The sequence below is a fragment of the Cellulomonas palmilytica genome (assembly GCF_021590045.1).
Lineage (GTDB): Bacteria > Actinomycetota > Actinomycetes > Actinomycetales > Cellulomonadaceae > Cellulomonas > Cellulomonas palmilytica.
Window position 1 is genome coordinate 2,845,709 of sequence record NZ_CP062221.1, and the last position, 15,505, is coordinate 2,861,213.

The following is a 15,505-nucleotide window of genomic DNA, read 5'->3' on the forward strand; positions in this document are numbered from 1 at the left end:
TCACCGCACGGCACGGCACGGGACGACGACGCGCGCGTGACGCTCGCCCCAATACCCGGACCGGGCGCCCGCCGAACGTAGACTCGCCGCGTGGGAACCGCCGTCACCGATCCGCTCGTCGGCCGTCTGGTCGACGGCCGGTACGAGGTCGTGTCCCGCATCGCGCGCGGCGGCATGGCGACCGTGTACCTCGCGGTGGACCGTCGGCTCGACCGTGACGTCGCGCTCAAGGTCATGCACCCGCACCTCGCGGAGGGCTCGTCCGGCGCGGACTTCGTCGCACGGTTCCGGCGCGAGGCGCGCGCGGCCGCCCGGCTGACCCACCCGGGCCTCGTCGCGGTGTTCGACCAGGGGGTCGACGGCGAGACCAGCTACCTCACGATGGAGTACGTCGACGGGTCCAACCTGCGCCGACGGCTCGCCGAGCAGGGTGCGCTCACGGTCGCCGAGGCCCTGCGCATCACCGAGTCGGTGCTCGACGCGCTCGCCGCGGCGCACCGGGGCGACCTCGTGCACCGCGACATCAAGCCCGAGAACGTGCTGCTCGCGACGGACGGGCGCATCAAGCTCGCCGACTTCGGGCTCGCCCGCGCCGTCACCGAGGTCACGTCCACCACGACCGGCACGGTCCTGGGCACGGTCGCCTACCTCGCACCCGAGCTCGTGGTGCGCGGAGCGAGCGACGCCCGCACCGACGTGTACGCGTGCGGGATCCTCCTGTTCGAGATGCTCACCGGCCGGCAGCCGTTCGTCGGCGAGACGCCCATCCAGGTCGCCTACCAGCACGTCAACAGCGACCTGCCCGCGCCGTCCGACGACGCCGACTGGCTGCCGGTCGAGATCGACGACCTGGTCCGCGCACTCGCCGCGCGCGACGCCGACGACCGCCCCGTCGACGCCGCGGCCGCAGTGGGCCTGCTGCGCCGCGCGCGCGCCGAGCTCGACGACGCGACGCTCGCACGGCGTGCCGACGTCGCCCCGTCGATCGTGCTGCCCGCCGCGACGGACCCCGACGAGACGCCGCTGCCCGACGACGAGCGCACCGAGTCCGACGACAGGTCCGACGACAGGTCTGACGAGCACGCCGACGGCTCGACCGTCCGCATCGCGGACCTGCCGCGCGGCTCGACCGTCGCGCTGCCGATCGGGCTCGGCGGGCCCCGCGCCGTCACGCCCCGCGCGATCACGCCCGCCACCCCGCCCCCACCGCCCCCGCCCGCGCGCCGCGCTCGCCGGCGGCTGCTCGCCGCGGTGCTCGCCGTCCTGGTGGCCCTCGGGCTCGGCGGCGCCGGCTGGTGGTACGTCGCGGCCGGGCCCGGCGCGTACACGACCGTGCCCGAGATCGCCGGGACGAGCGCGGAGGCGGCACGCGCCGCGCTCCACGCGGTCGGCCTCGAGTCCACGACGACCTCGGAGTTCTCGAGCGACGTCGACAAGGGGCTCGTCGTCACGAGCGTGCCCGCGCCCGGCGACAAGGTCCGCAAGGACGGCACGGTCGAGGTCACGATCTCCAAGGGTCCGGACTACGTGGACCTGCCCGACGGCGTCGTCGGCGCGCTCCAGGCCGACGCCGAGGCGGCCCTCGTGGACGCGGACCTCGAGGTCGACTACGCCGACCCGGTGTACGACGACAAGGCGGGGCTCGGCGTCGTCGTCTCGGCGGTGCTCCCGGACGGGACATCCGCCAAGGCGGGCGAGCGCACCGTCCGCCACACCGTCGTCACCCTCACGACCTCCAAGGGCCCCGCGCCGGTGACGATCACGTCGCAGGTCGGCGCCGACGCCAAGACCGCCTCCAAGCAGCTCAAGGAGGACGGCCTCAAGGTCAGGACGACCGAGGAGTTCAGCTCGACGGTGAAGGCCGGGGCGGTGATCCGGCAGTCCCCCGAGGGCGGCACCAAGGGCCACCGCGGCGACACCGTGACGCTCGTCGTGTCGAAGGGCCCCGAGCTGTTCGAGGTGCCGAACGTCATGCGCAACGGCATCGGGTCCGCGACGGACACGCTCAAGGCGGCCGGGTTCGAGGTCGAGGTCCGGCACGCGGCGACGTACTTCGGCCTCGGCTTCGTGGTCGGTCAGGAGCCCGGCGGCGGGTCCATGCACCCCAAGGGAACCGTCATCGTCCTCACCATCACCTGACGACCCCGCGAAGCACCCGACGGCTGGGACGACGATGGGCCGGACCCGCCCGGGAGCGGATCCGGCCCTGTGCCGTTCGTGCCGTTCGTCGTGCCGCCCGTCGGAGGTCAGGACGAGCGCAGCAGCTCCCCGACCTGGAACGCGAGCTCGAGCGACTGCTGGTGGTTGAGCCGCGGGTCGACGAGCGTCTCGTACCGCTCCGCGAGCCGCTCGTCGTCGATCTCGACCGAGCCGCCGAGCACCTCGGTCACGTCGTCACCGGTGAGCTCGATGAGCAGACCACCCGGGACCGTGCCGAGCGCGCGGTGCACCTCGAAGAACCCCGCGACCTCGTCCATGACGTCCGAGAAGCGGCGGGTCTTGTACCCCGTCGCGGACGTGATGCCGTTGCCGTGCATCGGGTCGCACACCCACGTGACCGGGCGGCCGTCGGCCGCGACCTTCTCGACCAGGCCCGGCAGCAGGTCGCGGACCTTGCTCGCACCCATGCGGGTCACGAACGTGATCCGGCCGGCCTCACCCGTCGGGTTCAGCTTGTCGAGCAGCGCGAGCGCGTCGTCCGCCGATGCCGTCGGGCCGAGCTTCACGCCGATCGGGTTCTGCAGACGCGAGAAGAAGTCCACGTGCGCGCCGTCCAGCTGACGCGTGCGCTCGCCGATCCACACGAAGTGCGCCGAGCAGTCGTACGGCAGGCCCGTGCGCGAGTCGATCCGCGTGAGCGGACGCTCGTAGTCGAGCAGCAGCCCCTCGTGGCTCGAGTAGAAGTCAACCGTGCGCAGCTGGTCGAAGTCGGCACCGCACGCCGCCATGAACCGGATGGCCCGGTCGATCTCGGCGGCCAGCACCTCGTACCGTGCGTACGCGGGCGTCTGCGTGAAGCCCCGGTTCCACTCGTGCACCCGCAGCAGCGACGCGAAGCCCCCCGTGGTGAACGCCCGGATGAGGTTCAGCGTCGCCGCCGACGTGTGGTACGCCTCCAGCAGCCGCTGCGGGTCCGGCGTGCGCGCCTCGGGCGTGAAGTCGAACCCGTTGACGATGTCGCCGCGGAACGCCGGCAGCGTCACCCCGTCGCGCGTCTCGGTGTCCGACGAGCGCGGCTTGGCGTACTGCCCCGCCATGCGCCCGATCTTCACGACCGGCATGCTCGCGCCGTACGTCAGCACGACGGCCATCTGCAGGATCGTCTTGATCTTGTTGCGGATGTTGTCGGCCGTCGCGTCGGCGAACGTCTCGGCGCAGTCCCCGCCGACGAGGACGAACGCCTCACCCCGGCCCGCGGCGGCGAGCTGAGCGCGCAGCGCGTCGGCCTCGCCCGCGAAGACGAGCGGCGGCAGCGACGCGAGCTTGTCGGTCGCGCGCCTCAGCGCGTCCTTGTCGGGCCAGACCGGCTGCTGGAGCGTGGGCAGCGACCGCCAGGCGTCGAGGCCCTCGACGACCGTGGGGTCGGGCGTGACGCTCATGCGTGACTCGCCGGGACCAACGGCTGGCCGATGTCCGCCAGCAGCTCACCGAACCAGGGCTGCGAGACGTCGAACGCCTTGCCGCCCGCGATGCGCGGGAACTCGATCGCACGCAGCACGTCGCCGCGCTCCTCGTCGTGACCGATGACGCCGGCCTCGCCGCGCAGCGCGCACTCGACCGCGAGGTCCGTCATGGACTTGATGAGGCGCAGGTCCTCGGCGTTGGCCGCCGCGGCGCGCGAGTAGTAGCCGGACTTCTGGACCATGACCTTCTCGGCGCCCAGCTTCTCGGCGAACTGCTTCGCGAACCACTGACCCGGGTTGATCGTGTCGAGCTTGACGTGACCGAACGGGTCGCGCTCCGGGGGCGTGCCCGCCGCGGTGAGCTGGTCGACGATCTCGTGCATGCCCGCACCCTCCGACAGGAAGATGTTGACGTTGCCCTGCGAGTCCATGATGCCCTTGAGGCGCTCCGCCTCGGCGTCGATGTCGATCGCGAGCTCGGGCACGAAGACGGCGTGCACGTCCCAGCGCTCGCGCGACAGGCCGATGCCGGGCACCCACTCCTGCTGGTCGAGCCACTTGCGGTACTCGACCGCGGCCGCGGCGGTGAGCCAGCCGCAGTGCCGGCCCATGACCTCGTGCACGATCAGCATGCGCGGGCCGCTGCGGTGCTCGCCGATGATGTTCGCGGCGAAGCCCGCGGCCTCCTCGGCGGCGGTCCAGGCGCCCAGCGACTGGCGGATCGGCACCACGTCGTTGTCGATCGTCTTCGGCAGGCCGACGACGGTCAGCCCGTAGTCGTTCTCCGCGAGGTACGCCGCGAGGTCCGCCGCGGTGGTGTTCGTGTCGTCGCCGCCGATCGTGTGCAGCACGTCGACGCCGTCCGCCTTGAGCTGCTCGGCGGCGACCTGCAGCGGGTCCTGGCCCTCGGCGACGAGGCCGCGCTTGACGCAGTCCTTGGCGTTCGTGAGCTTGACGCGCGAGTTGCCGATCGGCGAGCCGCCGAAGCGGTGCAGGATCCCGGCCTTCTTGCGGGTCTCCGCGTCGATGACGATCTTGTCGCCGCGCAGCAGCCCGTAGTACCCGTGCTCGTACGCGATGATCTCGACGTCCGGAGCGATCTCGGTGTAGCGCTCGATGAGGCCACCGACGGCGGACGAGAGGCACGGGGCGAAGCCACCCGCGGTGAGGAGGGCGACGCGACGGACCGACATGACAGGCACCTTCCGTTGAGCTGCAGGACGACCCTGCGGGACGCCGGTGACCCTAGGCGGCGGACGCGAGGCGCGACCGGGACCTTCTACGGGGGACGGCGGGACTAGCGGGACTATCGGCTGGACACGGGGCCGGGCACGCGGTCACGTCCCGCGGCTCGACGACGACGACCGTGCGCGACGGGCGTCCGGGTCATCCTACTGACGGCTCGCCCTCGTCCTTCGGAGGGACCGGAACCTGGACGTCGGGCACGGGGCGACCGCCCGGCGCGGCCGCGCGCGGCTCGGTGTCCGCGGGCTTCTCGTCGGCGACACCCGCCGCGATGCGGGCCTTCTGGGTCGCCGCGTACACGTCCACGTACTCCTGGCCGGACAGGCTCATGATCGCGTACATGATCTCGTCGGTGACCGACCGCAGGATGAAGCGGTCGTTCTCCATGCCCTTGTAGCGCGAGAAGTCCAACGGCTCGCCCACGACCATGCCGATGCGCATGATCTTCGGGATCGTGCGCCCCAGCGGCTGCGCGACGTTCGTGCCGATCATCGCCACGGGGATCACGGGCGCACCCGACTCGAGCGCGAGGCGCGCGACACCGGTCTTCCCGCGGTACAGCCGGCCGTCGGGGCTGCGGGTGCCCTCGGGGTAGATCCCGAACAGGTCTCCCTCCTGCAGGCGCCGCAGACCCGTGCGCAGGGCCGCCTCGGACGCCTTGCCGCCGCCGCGGTCGACCGGGATCGTCCCGACCCCGCGCATGAAACCCGCGGTGAGCCGGCCCTTGATGCCGCGGCCGGAGAAGTACTCCTGCTTGCCGATGAACACGAGCTCTCGGTCCAGCATCAGCGGCAGGAAGAACGAGTCGATCACCGCGAGGTGGTTGCTCGCCAGGATCGCCGCGCCCTCCGCGGGGATGTTCTGCTCACCGCGGATCCACGGCCGGTACACGAGGTGCAGCAACGGACCCACGAAGATCCGCTTCATCAACCAGTAGAACAAGGGTTCACCTTCCTGCACCGTCGGCGGCGCTCGCCGCCGGACGACCCTCGGCCGCCCGTGCGGACCGCCAGGACCGCTGGTCCGACTCTAGAGTGCTCTCATGGCTGCTCGCTCCGACCGACCCGACGAGCGCCCGGACGACAGCCCGGACGAGCCCTGGGACGAGCGCTCGGACGAGCGTGTCGAGCCGGCGCCCGAGGCGGGCTCCGGGCAGGACGCCGCGGACGTCCCCACCGCCGACGCGGCCGGCACCACCCGTCCGGACCCGGACGCGCCGGTCGACGACGACGACTGGGCGCGGATCGTCGCGCAGCTCGAGGACGTCGAGAGCGCGGCGGAGACCGCGTCCCGCGGCGGCCTCGACTTCCCGGTGGCGCCGGGCGTCGACTCGCCGTTCGACCGGGCGCGCGTCGTGCGCCCCGCCCCCGGGCCCGACGCGCCGAGCGACCCGCTCGCGTCGGCGAGCGGTCGCGACTGGGACGGCACCTCCCAGTACGACGACGCCGAGGACGACGTCGACGCGCAGGAGGGTTTCGTGCCGCCCGAGCCGGGCCCCGTGCTCGGCGGCGACCCGCTGCTCACCATGGCCTGGTTCGCGGCAGCCGGGATGCCCCTGCTGCTGCTCGTCATCCTCATCGTGTGGCGCGACGCCCCCGCCGCCCTCGTGCAGGCCGCGTGCATCGTCTTCGTCCTGGGCGTCGCGGTGCTGCTGTGGCGGATGCCGCAGCGCCGCGAGCGCCAGGACGACGACGGCGCGGTCGTCTGACCGCCGGACCGGCGGGCGTCAGAGCCGGGCGAGGTCGGCCGCGCCGACGATGCCCGCGTCGTTGCCCATCGACGCGACGACGATCGTCGCCTCGGGACGGTGGCCGCGCGCCGAGAGCTGGTCGGCGAAGCCCTTGCGCGCAGGCTCGAGGACGAGGTCCCCGGCTGCGGCCACGCCGCCACCGATCACGATCATCGCGGGGTCGAGCAGCGCCGCGACGGACGCCGCGCCCTCGCCGACCCACCGGCCCAGCTCCGCGAGGAGCTGCACCGCGAGCTCGTCGCCCTCCTGAGCCGCCTGCGTGACGTGGGGGCCGACGATCTTCTCGGCCGAGCCGCCCGCGAGCTCGAGGATGCGGACCGCGCGGTCCGGGTACGCCACGGCGGCGGCCTGCGCGTCGCGCACGAGCGCGCTGCCCGACGCGTACTGCTCCCAGCAGCCCTCGTGGCCGCAGCCGCAGTAGTGCCCGCCGGGGACGACGCGCATGTGGCCGACCTCGGCCGCGACGCCGGCGAAGCCGCGCACCAGCGTGCCGTTGGACACGACCGCACCGCCGAGGCCCGTGCCGATCGTCAGCGTCAGCATGTCGTCCACGTCGCGCGCCGCGCCGAAGCGGAACTCGGCCCAGCCCGCGGCGTTCGCGTCGTTCTCGACGACGATCTCGACCCTGTCCTCGACGAGCGCCGCGATCCGGTCGCGCAGCGGGTACTCGCGCCACGCGATGTTCGGCGCGAACAGCACGCCCGACCGGTCCGCCGCGACGAACCCGGCGGCGGCGAGGCCGATCGCACCGACCTTGTGCTGGGCCGCGAGCTCCGCGTACGCGTCCGCGATCGCCGCGTCGATGCTCGCGACGTCGTCGGGCTCGGTGTCACGGCGCGTCTTCGCCAGGATCCGACCCTCGTCGTCGACCACACCGACGGCGATCTTCGTCCCGCCGATGTCCACCCCGATGGCGTGCATGCGTCTCGTGCTCCCGATGAAGTGTGTGCTGCGGCCGCGGCTGACGCCGTGGCCGGTGGTTCGGCCGGTCGTCCGGCCGGTGGTTCCGCCGGTGACGCCGGTGGTTCGGCCGCGACGGCTGCGAGGCCGTCGTTGACGGCGTGCGCCCGGCGCCCCCACGCTAGCGCCAACCCGGGCACGCTCGTACGCGAGTCCGTCCGGGCGACCACGCGAGGTTAACGCGTGCGGGTGGCCGACGACCTGGACGGACGTCCCGTATCCTCGTCGGACCCGTCGCCTCTGCCAATGGAGCCAGAATGGTCGAGTTCAGCACACCGTTGCTCGTCGAGATCCCGCGCGATCGCAACCTCAACGACCTGTTCGCGGAACGGCTCGCGGCCGACCCGGACGGCGTGGTCGTGGAGCACAAGACCGAGCAGAGCGGCCCCTGGATCCCGATCACCACGCGCGAGCTCGACGCCGAGATCGTCGCCGTCGCGAAGGGCCTGGTCGCCAAGGGCGTCGCACCGGGCGACCGCGTCGGGATCATGTCGCGCACGCGCTACGAGTGGACGCTCCTCGACTGGGCGATCTGGGCGGCGGGCGCCGTCACCGTGCCGATCTACGAGACGTCGTCGGCCGAGCAGGTCTCCTGGATCCTCACCGACGCGGGCGTGTCCGTGCTCGTCGTCGAGAGCGCCGCCAACGCCGCGACCGTCGACGAGGTCCGCGCGGAGGCGCCCGACCTGCGCGAGGTCCTGACGATCGACGACGGTGCGATCGAGACGCTGGTCGCCGCGGGGGCGGAGGTCGCCGACGACGAGGTCGCGCGCCGCCGGTCGGTCGCGGACCTGTCGAGCATCGCGACCGTCATCTACACCTCCGGCACGACCGGCCGCCCCAAGGGCGTCGAGCTGACGCACGGGAACTTCTACGAGCTCACCGTCAACGCGGTCGAGGGGCTCCAGGAGGTCGTCTCCGACCCGGGCGCGCGCACGCTGCTGTTCCTGCCGATGGCGCACGTGTTCGCGCGGTTCATCCACGTGCTGTGCATCCCCGCGGGCGCGGTCCTCGGGCACTCGTCCGACACGCGCACGCTGATCGAGGACCTCGGCAGCTTCCGGCCGACGTTCGTGCTGGCGGTCCCCCGCGTGTTCGAGAAGGTCTACAACGGCGCCGAGCAGAAGGCCGCCGCGGGCGGCAAGGCCGCGATCTTCCAGCGCGCGGCGAAGACCTCGATCGTCTACTCGCGCGCCCTGGACGACCCGAAGGGCCCGAGCCCGTGGCTGCGCCTGCAGCACAAGGTCGCCGACGTGCTGGTGCTCCACAAGATCCGGGCGCTGCTCGGCGGCCAGGCACGCTGGGCGATCTCGGGCGGCGCGCCGCTCGGCGAGCGCCTCGGGCACTTCTACCGCGGCGTCGGCCTCCACGTGCTCGAGGGCTACGGCCTCACCGAGACGACCGCCCCCGCCACGGTGAACCTCCCCGCGCGGACGAAGATCGGGACCGTCGGCGTGCCGCTGCCCGGCACGTCCGTGCGGATCGCGGAGGACGGCGAGGTCGAGGTCAAGGGCATCCAGGTGTTCCGCGGCTACCACGACAACGAGGCCGCGACCGCGGAGTCGCTGACGGACGGGTGGTTCCGCACGGGCGACCTCGGGTCGCTCGACGACGAGGGCTTCCTGGCCATCACGGGCCGCAAGAAGGAGATCATCGTCACCGCCGGCGGCAAGAACGTCGCACCCGCGGTGCTCGAGGACCGGCTGCGCGGGCACCCGCTCATCAGCCAGGTCGTGGTCGTCGGCGACCAGCGCGCGTACATCGGGGCGCTCGTGACGCTCGACCCCGAAGGTGTGCCCGGCTGGCTGACGGCGCACGGCAAGCCGGCCCTCACGCTCGAGGAGGCCGCGAAGGACCCCGACGTGCTCGCGTCCATCGACAAGGCCGTCGCGCGCGCGAACAAGGCCGTCTCGCGCGCCGAGTCGATCCGCCGCTACCGCATCCTCGACACCGACCTCACGATCGCGAACGGCTACCTCACGCCCAAGCTCAGCGTGAAGCGCGCCCTCGTCCTCAAGGACTTCGCCGCGGACGTCGAGGCGCTGTACGACCCGACGACCGGCGGGCACGACGTCGGCTGACGGCGCGTCGAGAGCGAGCCCCGGACGGGCGGGAGGTCCACGGACCTCCCGCCCGTCCGGCGTCTTCGCCGTACGGCCTCACCCGCCCTCGGCCATCCGCAGCGGCGGCACGAGCCGCAGCTGCGACAACGTGCCGAGCGCCGCTCGCTCCGCCTCGTCGAGCTCGAACACCGGCGGCCGCTCGCGCACGTCCGCGACCCGACCGTCGTCCCCGCCCGCACCGCCGGCGCCGCGTCGTCGCGGCACCTCGAGCACGAACGTGACGACGCAGTCGCCGCACGCGGCCGGTCCGGCGACACACCCCTCGCAGTCGATGATCATGAGCCGGACGCTAGGACCGACCTCCGACACGCCCGGTGACACGCCGCGCGGACGTCCGTCGGACGGACCCCGCGCTCCCGTCAGGAGTGCCGCAGCCGCGCGACGAGCGTCGCCGACGGCACCACGTACGCGCCGCGGGCCTCGACGTCGCGGGCGACCTCCTGGTCGCTCGTCACGACGACCACCACGCGACCCACGGGCTCGGCCTGCACGAGCCGGCGGATGAGGTCGTCGGCGATCTCCCCCACCGAGAACCGCACCCGCACGCCGTGCGCGAGGGTGCCCGGCGCGAGCGGCGTCGGCCGGCCGTCGAAGCAGCACGTGACCTCCGCACCCGTGCGCGTCGCCAGGCCCGCGAGACCGTCGACGAGCAGGCGCCGCTGACGCTCCAGCGTGAGCTCGGCGTAACCCGTCTTCGTCACGTTGTACCCGTCGACGACGAGGTGCGCGCGCGGCTGGCGCAGCAGCTCGTCCAGCAACCCCGGGTCGTCGACGTGCCGGCCGCGCGAGCCGAGGCGTGCCGGAGCGGCCTCCTGCGGCGGCGCGACGAGGTCGGCGGGCAGGTCGGTGGTCGGCGGGAGGGCGAGCTCGGTGCGCAGCCCGCTCGCGGCGTCCACGATCGTGTCGAGCAGCAGCCGCACGCGTGCGTCCGCGAGCTTGCGGGCGACCCGGAGCTCGGCGCGTGCCGCGGTCCGCTCCGCGTCGGCCGCGCGCCGCTCGTCGCCCGCGACCTCGAGCGCCGTCGCGGCCTCGTCCCGCGCCGCGCGCGCCTGCGCGAGCTCCTCGGCGGCCTGCTCGAGCGCGCGGCGGCCCTCCGCACGCGCGCGGTCCGCGTCCGAGCGCAGCTTGCGGGCCTGCTTGCGCAGCGTCGCGACCTCCTCGAGCGCGGCGTCGCGCTCGGCTCGGGCCCGGTCGAGCTCGTCGGACAGCCGCGCCACGGTGTCGGACGGCGCACCGGCCCCCGCGGCTCGGGCCTCGGGTGCCGCGGCCGGGAGCAGCGCCCGCCAGTCCGCGCCCAGGAGCCACGCCCCCGCCGCCGCGGCGAGCGAGGGCTGCGGTGCAGCCGGAGGCGCGGGAGCGTCCTCGCCTGCACGCTCGTCGTCGGGCCGGGCCGGCTCGCCGTCCGGCTCGCCGTCGCCGGACCCGTCCTCACGGTCTTCGGGCCCGACGGCCTCGTCGTGCTCGGCGACACCCAGCGCCGCCGCGAGGTCCGGGTGCTCCCCCGCCCAGGTCCGCGCGGTGCGCGAGCGGAAGTGCTCGTCGGCCAGGGCTCCCCACAACGGGACGGCCCCCGCCGTCGCGCGCTTCGCCGGGGCGAACGCCGCGACGCGCCGGAGCGCGGGCGGCACCGCGCTCGGGTCGTACCCCGCGAGCGTGCGCGCGGCGACCGCGACGAGCTCGGCCCGCAGCGACGCCGGGACCTGCGCGTCGTCGACCATGGCGTCACCCTAGGGCGCGCGGTGCGCGACACGCGCGGCGGGGCCGACGGGGCGTGTCGGAACGCCGGGGTACGGTCCGGGACATGCGTTCGAGCCTGCACCGCCTGCGCCCCGTCTGGGTGGGCGACCCGGTGCCGGGGCCGGGAGAGGGCGGCGCGACGACGGGCGGTCCGACGACGGGCGGACCGAAGACGGGCGGCCCCACACCCGTGCAGCTCGCGCTCGACGAGATCGGCACCCCGCTCGCCGAGGTGACGTTCGTGGTCGTCGACCTCGAGACGACGGGTGGGACCCCCGCGGAGTGCGGCATCACCGAGATCGGCGCGGTCAAGGTGCGCGGCGGCGAGGTGCTCGGCGAGTTCCAGACGCTCGTCGACCCAGGCGGGCCGGTCCCCCCGTTCATCCAGGTGCTCACGGGCATCACGTCGTCCATGCTCGTCGGCGCACCGCCGATCGAGGAGGTCCTGCCCTCGTTCCTGGAGTTCGCGCACGGCAGCGTGCTCGTGGCGCACAACGCGCCGTTCGACGTGGGGTTCCTGCGCGCCGCCGCGGCCCGCACCGGGCACGCGTGGCCGGGCTACCGCGTGGTCGACACGGTGCGGCTCGCGCGCCGCGTCGTGACGCGCGACGAGGCGCCCAACCACAAGCTCGGGACGCTCGCCGCGCTGTTCGGCGCGCAGGTCACGCCCAACCACCGCGCGCTCGAGGACGCCCGCGCCACGGTCGACGTGCTGCACGCGCTGCTCGGCCGCCTCGGTCCGCTCGGCGTCACCCACCTCGAGGACCTCGCGACCGCGACCGACCCGGTACCGCAGGAGGTGCGGCGCAAGCGCACCCTCGCGGACGGCCTGCCCGACGCGCCCGGCGTGTACCTGTTCCGCGGCCCGAACGAGGAGGTCCTCTACGTCGGGACGTCGACGACGTCGCTGCGCACCCGCGTGCGCTCGTACTTCACGTCGTCCGAGAAGCGCGGCCGCATCCAGGAGATGGTGCGCATCGCCGAACGCGTCGACCCGGTGGTGTGCGCGACGCCGCTCGAGGCACGCGTGCGCGAGCTGCGGCTCATCGCGGAGCACTCCCCCCGCTACAACCGCCGGTCCCGCTTCCCCGAACGGATGCCCTGGGTCCGGCTGACGAGCGAGCCCTACCCGCGCCTGTCCGTCGTGCGCGAGGTTCGCGACGAGCCGGGCGCCGCGTACATCGGCCCGTTCGGCTCGCAGGGCTCCGCGCAGCTCGCGCTCGAGGCGCTGCAGGAGTCCTTCCCGGTGCGGCAGTGCACACGCCGGCTGCCGCTCGTGGCCGCTCCCGGGGCGTCCGCGTGCGCGCTCGCCGACATGGGGCGGTGCGGCGCGCCGTGCGTCGGCGGGCAGGACGCCCATGCCTACGCCTCGGTGACCGACCGGGTGCGGGCCGCGATGCTCGGCGACCCCGCGCCCGTCGTCGGGGCCCACGCCGAGCGCATCGAGGCACTCGTCGCGCAGCAGCGCTACGAGGAGGCCGCGACCGTACGCGACCGCCTGGGGGCGTTCCTGCGCGGCGCCGCCCGCGCGCAGCGCGTGGGTCCGGTCGCGCGCTGCGCGGAGGTCGTCGCGGCGCGCCGCAGCGACGACGGGGGCTGGGAGATCGTCCTCGTCCGCCACGGCCGGCTCGCGGCGACCGCACGCGTCGACCGGACGACCGACCCGCGGCCGACCATCGCGACGCTGCGGGCGACCGCCGAGCACGTGCCCGTGCCGGTCGCCCCGGCCGCTGCCGCCCACCCCGAGGAGGCCGACCTCGTCCTCGACTGGCTCGAGCGGCCCGGCGTGCGGATCGTCGACGTCGTCGGGGTGTGGGCACTGCCGGTGCGGACCGCACTCGGCGACGTCGAGCCCGCAGCCGCGATCGCGGCGCACGCGGCGGCGGTGACGGGCCGTGCCGTGCCGCCCCACGGCCGGGTCGCGGGTCGCGACGACGCGGCGACGCCCGTCGACCTCGAGCGGGTCGTCGCCGACGCGCCGGACGCGATGCCGCGCACCGCCTGACCCCCGCGCGGCATGATGGCGCTCATGCTGACCGCCATCGTCCTCATCGAGACCGACGCCGCCCGGATCCCCGAGGTGGCCTCGCAGATCGCCGACATCCGCGGCGTCAGCGAGGTCTACTCGGTGACCGGCGAGGTGGACCTCATCGCCCTCGTCCGCGTGCGCGAGCACGACGACCTCGCCGATGTCATCGCCGACCGGGTGAGCAAGGTCGAGGGCGTGCTGCGCACGCAGACGTACATCGCGTTCCGCACGTACAGCCAGCACGACCTCGACCAGGCGTTCGCGCTCGGGCTCGAGGACTGACCGCGGCGCGGTGCGCGCGGGCGGACCCGCCGCGCACCGCGACCCACGCCGGTCCTGGTCCTCGTCCCCGGTCGCTGAGGCCGAGTCGGCTCAGGCGCTCGCGCGGCGCCAGCGCTCGAGCGACTCGCGTGCGGCTCCCGAGTCGACGGCCGTGCGCGCGTGCTCCACGCCCGCGGCCAGCCGCTCGAGGAGCGTGCCCTCGCCCGTGCCGGGCAGGGTGCCGTCCGCGACGAGCGCCGCGGCGGCGTTGAGCAGCACGGTCTCGCGCACCGGTCCCGGCTCTCCGTCGAGCAGCGCTCGGGCGACCCCCGCGTTGTGCGCCGCGTCGGCGCCCCGCAGCGAGGCCAGCTCGACGCGCGCGACCCCGAGGTCCCCCCAGTCGACGACGTGCTCGTCGACCCGCCCGTCGGCGACCTGCCAGATGCGTGTCGCGGCGGTCGGCGCGATCTCGTCCAGACCGTCCTCGCCACGGAACACGAGCGCGCTCACGCCCCGGCGGGCGAGCACGCCCGCGATGAGCGGTCCCATGCGGCCGTCACCCACGCCGATCGCGGCGGCCGGAGGCTGCGCGGGGTTGGTGAGCGGGCCGAGGAAGTTGAACGCCGTCGCGATGCCCAGCCCCGCGCGGGCGACCGCGGTGTGCCGGAACGACGGGTGGAACACCTGCGCGAAGCAGAACGTGATGCCGGCCTCGGTCGCGATCTGCGCGACCCGCTCGGGAGTGTGGTCCAGCCGGATGCCGAGCTGCTCGAGGACGTCCGCGGAGCCCGACGACGACGACGCCGCGCGGTTGCCGTGCTTGACCACGCGCAGGCCCGTGCCCGCGATGACGAGCGACGCCATCGTCGAGATGTTCACCGTGTGCGCGCGGTCGCCGCCGGTCCCGACGATGTCCACCGTGCGCCCGGGCACCTCGATGCGGTGCGCGTGCGCGAGCATCGTCTCGGCGAGCCCGATGAGCTCCTCGACCGTCTCCCCCTTGGCGCGCAGACCCACGAGGAAGCCCGCGATCTGCACGGGCGACGCCTCGCCGCGCATGATCTCGTCCATCGCCCACGACGTCTGCTCCGCCGTGAGGTCCTGACGCGCGACGAGACCCGTCAGCAGGTCGGGCCAGGTGGTGGCGGGGCTCATCCGGCGACGGCCTGCGCGGCGAGCAGCTCGACGACCGTGCGGTGCAGCTCCAGCGGGTCGAGGGGGCGGCTCACGGTCGCGTCGGCGTTCGACCACGAGGCGAGCCACGCGTCCTGCGGGCGCCCCGTGAGCACGAGCACCGGAGGACAGCGGTAGACCTCCTCCTTGAGCTGACGGCCCAGGCCCATGCCGCCGAGCTTGTCGGCCTCGCCGTCGAGCACGAGCAGGTCGACGCCGCCGGCCTCGGTCGCGGCGACGACCGCGGCCGGGGTGGCCGCCTCGACCCAGTCGATCGCGGGCGCGCCGTGCTGCAGGCGCGGGCCGAGCGCGAGCCGCACCTGGGCGCGCACGTCCACGTCGTCGCTGTAGAGGACGATCCGCGGTCCGTGGGTCGCGGCGGCCTGGTCCTGGGCGGTGCTCATGGTGCTTCCTCACTCGTCGTCGACGTGCGTCGAAGGAATCTTGGCACGACGTGACGCAGGACACGACGACCCGGACGGGAGGTGGACCGTGTGGGGCGCGTCACGTGCACCCGCGACGGGCCGCACCCCGTGTTCACCTCGTCTCCACGGGCGACGCACGGCCGCTCCGCGGCCCCGTCGCGACGTCCGGAAGGCCCCGA

Annotated in this window: 13 protein-coding genes; 5 read left to right on the forward strand and 8 right to left on the reverse strand. The window is 74.2% G+C overall.

Features of this window, described 5'->3' with window-relative positions; all coding sequences use genetic code 11:
• The first annotated feature begins 90 nt into the window (after positions 1–90).
• On the forward strand, positions 91–2,139 hold the full coding sequence (pknB, locus tag F1D97_RS12840) for a Stk1 family PASTA domain-containing Ser/Thr kinase (RefSeq protein WP_236120876.1): 2,049 nt from the start codon (positions 91–93) through the stop codon (positions 2,137–2,139).
• A gap of 107 nt (positions 2,140–2,246) precedes the next feature.
• On the opposite strand, the gene F1D97_RS12845 is transcribed toward pknB, so the two are convergent.
• The 3 genes from F1D97_RS12845 to F1D97_RS12855 form a co-directional block, all read right to left on the reverse strand.
• Positions 2,247–3,599, reverse strand: a complete 1,353-nt coding sequence (locus F1D97_RS12845) for a class II 3-deoxy-7-phosphoheptulonate synthase (protein WP_236120877.1) — start codon at positions 3,597–3,599, stop codon at positions 2,247–2,249.
• Positions 3,596–4,816 carry a pyrophosphate--fructose-6-phosphate 1-phosphotransferase gene (locus tag F1D97_RS12850; RefSeq protein WP_236120878.1) on the reverse strand — a complete coding sequence of 407 codons (1,221 nt, stop codon included), beginning with the start codon at positions 4,814–4,816 and terminating at the stop codon, positions 3,596–3,598. The genes F1D97_RS12845 and F1D97_RS12850 overlap by 4 nt, the downstream gene beginning before the upstream one ends.
• 193 nt (positions 4,817–5,009) lie before the next feature.
• Positions 5,010–5,810: a lysophospholipid acyltransferase family protein gene (locus F1D97_RS12855; RefSeq protein WP_236120879.1), complete on the reverse strand. Its 801-nt coding sequence runs from the start codon at positions 5,808–5,810 to the stop codon at positions 5,010–5,012.
• Between the two features lie 100 nt (positions 5,811–5,910).
• Between F1D97_RS12855 and F1D97_RS12860 the strand changes: the two genes are divergently transcribed.
• Positions 5,911–6,576: a hypothetical protein gene (locus tag F1D97_RS12860; protein ID WP_236120880.1), complete on the forward strand. Its 666-nt coding sequence runs from the start codon at positions 5,911–5,913 to the stop codon at positions 6,574–6,576.
• Positions 6,577–6,594: 18 nt separating this feature from the next.
• Here the strand turns inward: F1D97_RS12860 and F1D97_RS12865 are convergent, their stop codons facing one another.
• Positions 6,595–7,539 (reverse strand): ROK family glucokinase, encoded by a 945-nt coding sequence (locus F1D97_RS12865; RefSeq protein WP_236120881.1) that lies wholly within the window; start codon positions 7,537–7,539, stop codon positions 6,595–6,597.
• 296 nt (positions 7,540–7,835) lie between these two features.
• Here F1D97_RS12865 and F1D97_RS12870 point away from each other — a divergent pair, with 296 nt between their 5' ends.
• A complete protein-coding gene (locus F1D97_RS12870; protein WP_236120882.1) occupies positions 7,836–9,659 on the forward strand; it encodes an AMP-dependent synthetase/ligase in 1,824 nt (607 codons plus the stop codon).
• Positions 9,660–9,737: 78 nt separating this feature from the next.
• Here the strand turns inward: F1D97_RS12870 and F1D97_RS12875 are convergent, their stop codons facing one another.
• Positions 9,738–9,980: a hypothetical protein gene (locus F1D97_RS12875; RefSeq protein ID WP_236120883.1), complete on the reverse strand. Its 243-nt coding sequence runs from the start codon at positions 9,978–9,980 to the stop codon at positions 9,738–9,740.
• A gap of 80 nt (positions 9,981–10,060) precedes the next feature.
• On the reverse strand, positions 10,061–11,419 hold the full coding sequence (locus F1D97_RS12880) for an NYN domain-containing protein (protein ID WP_236120884.1): 1,359 nt from the start codon (positions 11,417–11,419) through the stop codon (positions 10,061–10,063).
• A gap of 83 nt (positions 11,420–11,502) precedes the next feature.
• Here F1D97_RS12880 and F1D97_RS12885 point away from each other — a divergent pair, with 83 nt between their 5' ends.
• Together F1D97_RS12885 and F1D97_RS12890 are read left to right on the forward strand one after the other, a co-directional pair.
• Positions 11,503–13,443, forward strand: a complete 1,941-nt coding sequence (locus F1D97_RS12885) for a DEDD exonuclease domain-containing protein (protein WP_236120885.1) — start codon at positions 11,503–11,505, stop codon at positions 13,441–13,443.
• A 24-nt stretch (positions 13,444–13,467) separates the two neighbouring features.
• Positions 13,468–13,749, forward strand: coding sequence for an Lrp/AsnC family transcriptional regulator (locus F1D97_RS12890; protein ID WP_094180219.1), 282 nt, complete (start codon positions 13,468–13,470; stop codon positions 13,747–13,749).
• Between the two features lie 90 nt (positions 13,750–13,839).
• Here the strand turns inward: F1D97_RS12890 and trpD are convergent, their stop codons facing one another.
• Both trpD and F1D97_RS12900 read right to left on the reverse strand, forming a co-directional pair.
• On the reverse strand, positions 13,840–14,883 hold the full coding sequence (gene trpD / locus F1D97_RS12895; protein ID WP_236120886.1) for an anthranilate phosphoribosyltransferase: 1,044 nt from the start codon (positions 14,881–14,883) through the stop codon (positions 13,840–13,842).
• Positions 14,880–15,305 carry a response regulator gene (locus tag F1D97_RS12900; RefSeq protein WP_236120887.1) on the reverse strand — a complete coding sequence of 142 codons (426 nt, stop codon included), beginning with the start codon at positions 15,303–15,305 and terminating at the stop codon, positions 14,880–14,882. Before F1D97_RS12900 ends, trpD begins: the two co-directional genes overlap by 4 nt.
• Positions 15,306–15,505 lie beyond the last annotated feature (200 nt).

What these genes read in the sequence shown, in the direction of transcription:
- F1D97_RS12845 (WP_236120877.1), bottom strand. Translation starts at nt 3,599, where the DNA reads ATGAGCGTCACGCCCGACCCCACGGTCGTCGAGGGCCTCGACGCCTGG.
- F1D97_RS12850 (WP_236120878.1), bottom strand. Translation starts at nt 4,816, where the DNA reads ATGTCGGTCCGTCGCGTCGCCCTCCTCACCGCGGGTGGCTTCGCCCCG.
- F1D97_RS12860 (WP_236120880.1), top strand. Translation starts at nt 5,911, where the DNA reads ATGGCTGCTCGCTCCGACCGACCCGACGAGCGCCCGGACGACAGCCCG.
- F1D97_RS12865 (WP_236120881.1), bottom strand. Translation starts at nt 7,539, where the DNA reads ATGCACGCCATCGGGGTGGACATCGGCGGGACGAAGATCGCCGTCGGT.
- F1D97_RS12870 (WP_236120882.1), top strand. Translation starts at nt 7,836, where the DNA reads ATGGTCGAGTTCAGCACACCGTTGCTCGTCGAGATCCCGCGCGATCGC.
- F1D97_RS12875 (WP_236120883.1), bottom strand. Translation starts at nt 9,980, where the DNA reads ATGATCATCGACTGCGAGGGGTGTGTCGCCGGACCGGCCGCGTGCGGC.
- F1D97_RS12880 (WP_236120884.1), bottom strand. Translation starts at nt 11,419, where the DNA reads ATGGTCGACGACGCGCAGGTCCCGGCGTCGCTGCGGGCCGAGCTCGTC.
- F1D97_RS12885 (WP_236120885.1), top strand. Translation starts at nt 11,503, where the DNA reads ATGCGTTCGAGCCTGCACCGCCTGCGCCCCGTCTGGGTGGGCGACCCG.
- F1D97_RS12890 (WP_094180219.1), top strand. Translation starts at nt 13,468, where the DNA reads ATGCTGACCGCCATCGTCCTCATCGAGACCGACGCCGCCCGGATCCCC.
- trpD (WP_236120886.1), bottom strand. Translation starts at nt 14,883, where the DNA reads ATGAGCCCCGCCACCACCTGGCCCGACCTGCTGACGGGTCTCGTCGCG.
- F1D97_RS12900 (WP_236120887.1), bottom strand. Translation starts at nt 15,305, where the DNA reads ATGAGCACCGCCCAGGACCAGGCCGCCGCGACCCACGGACCGCGGATC.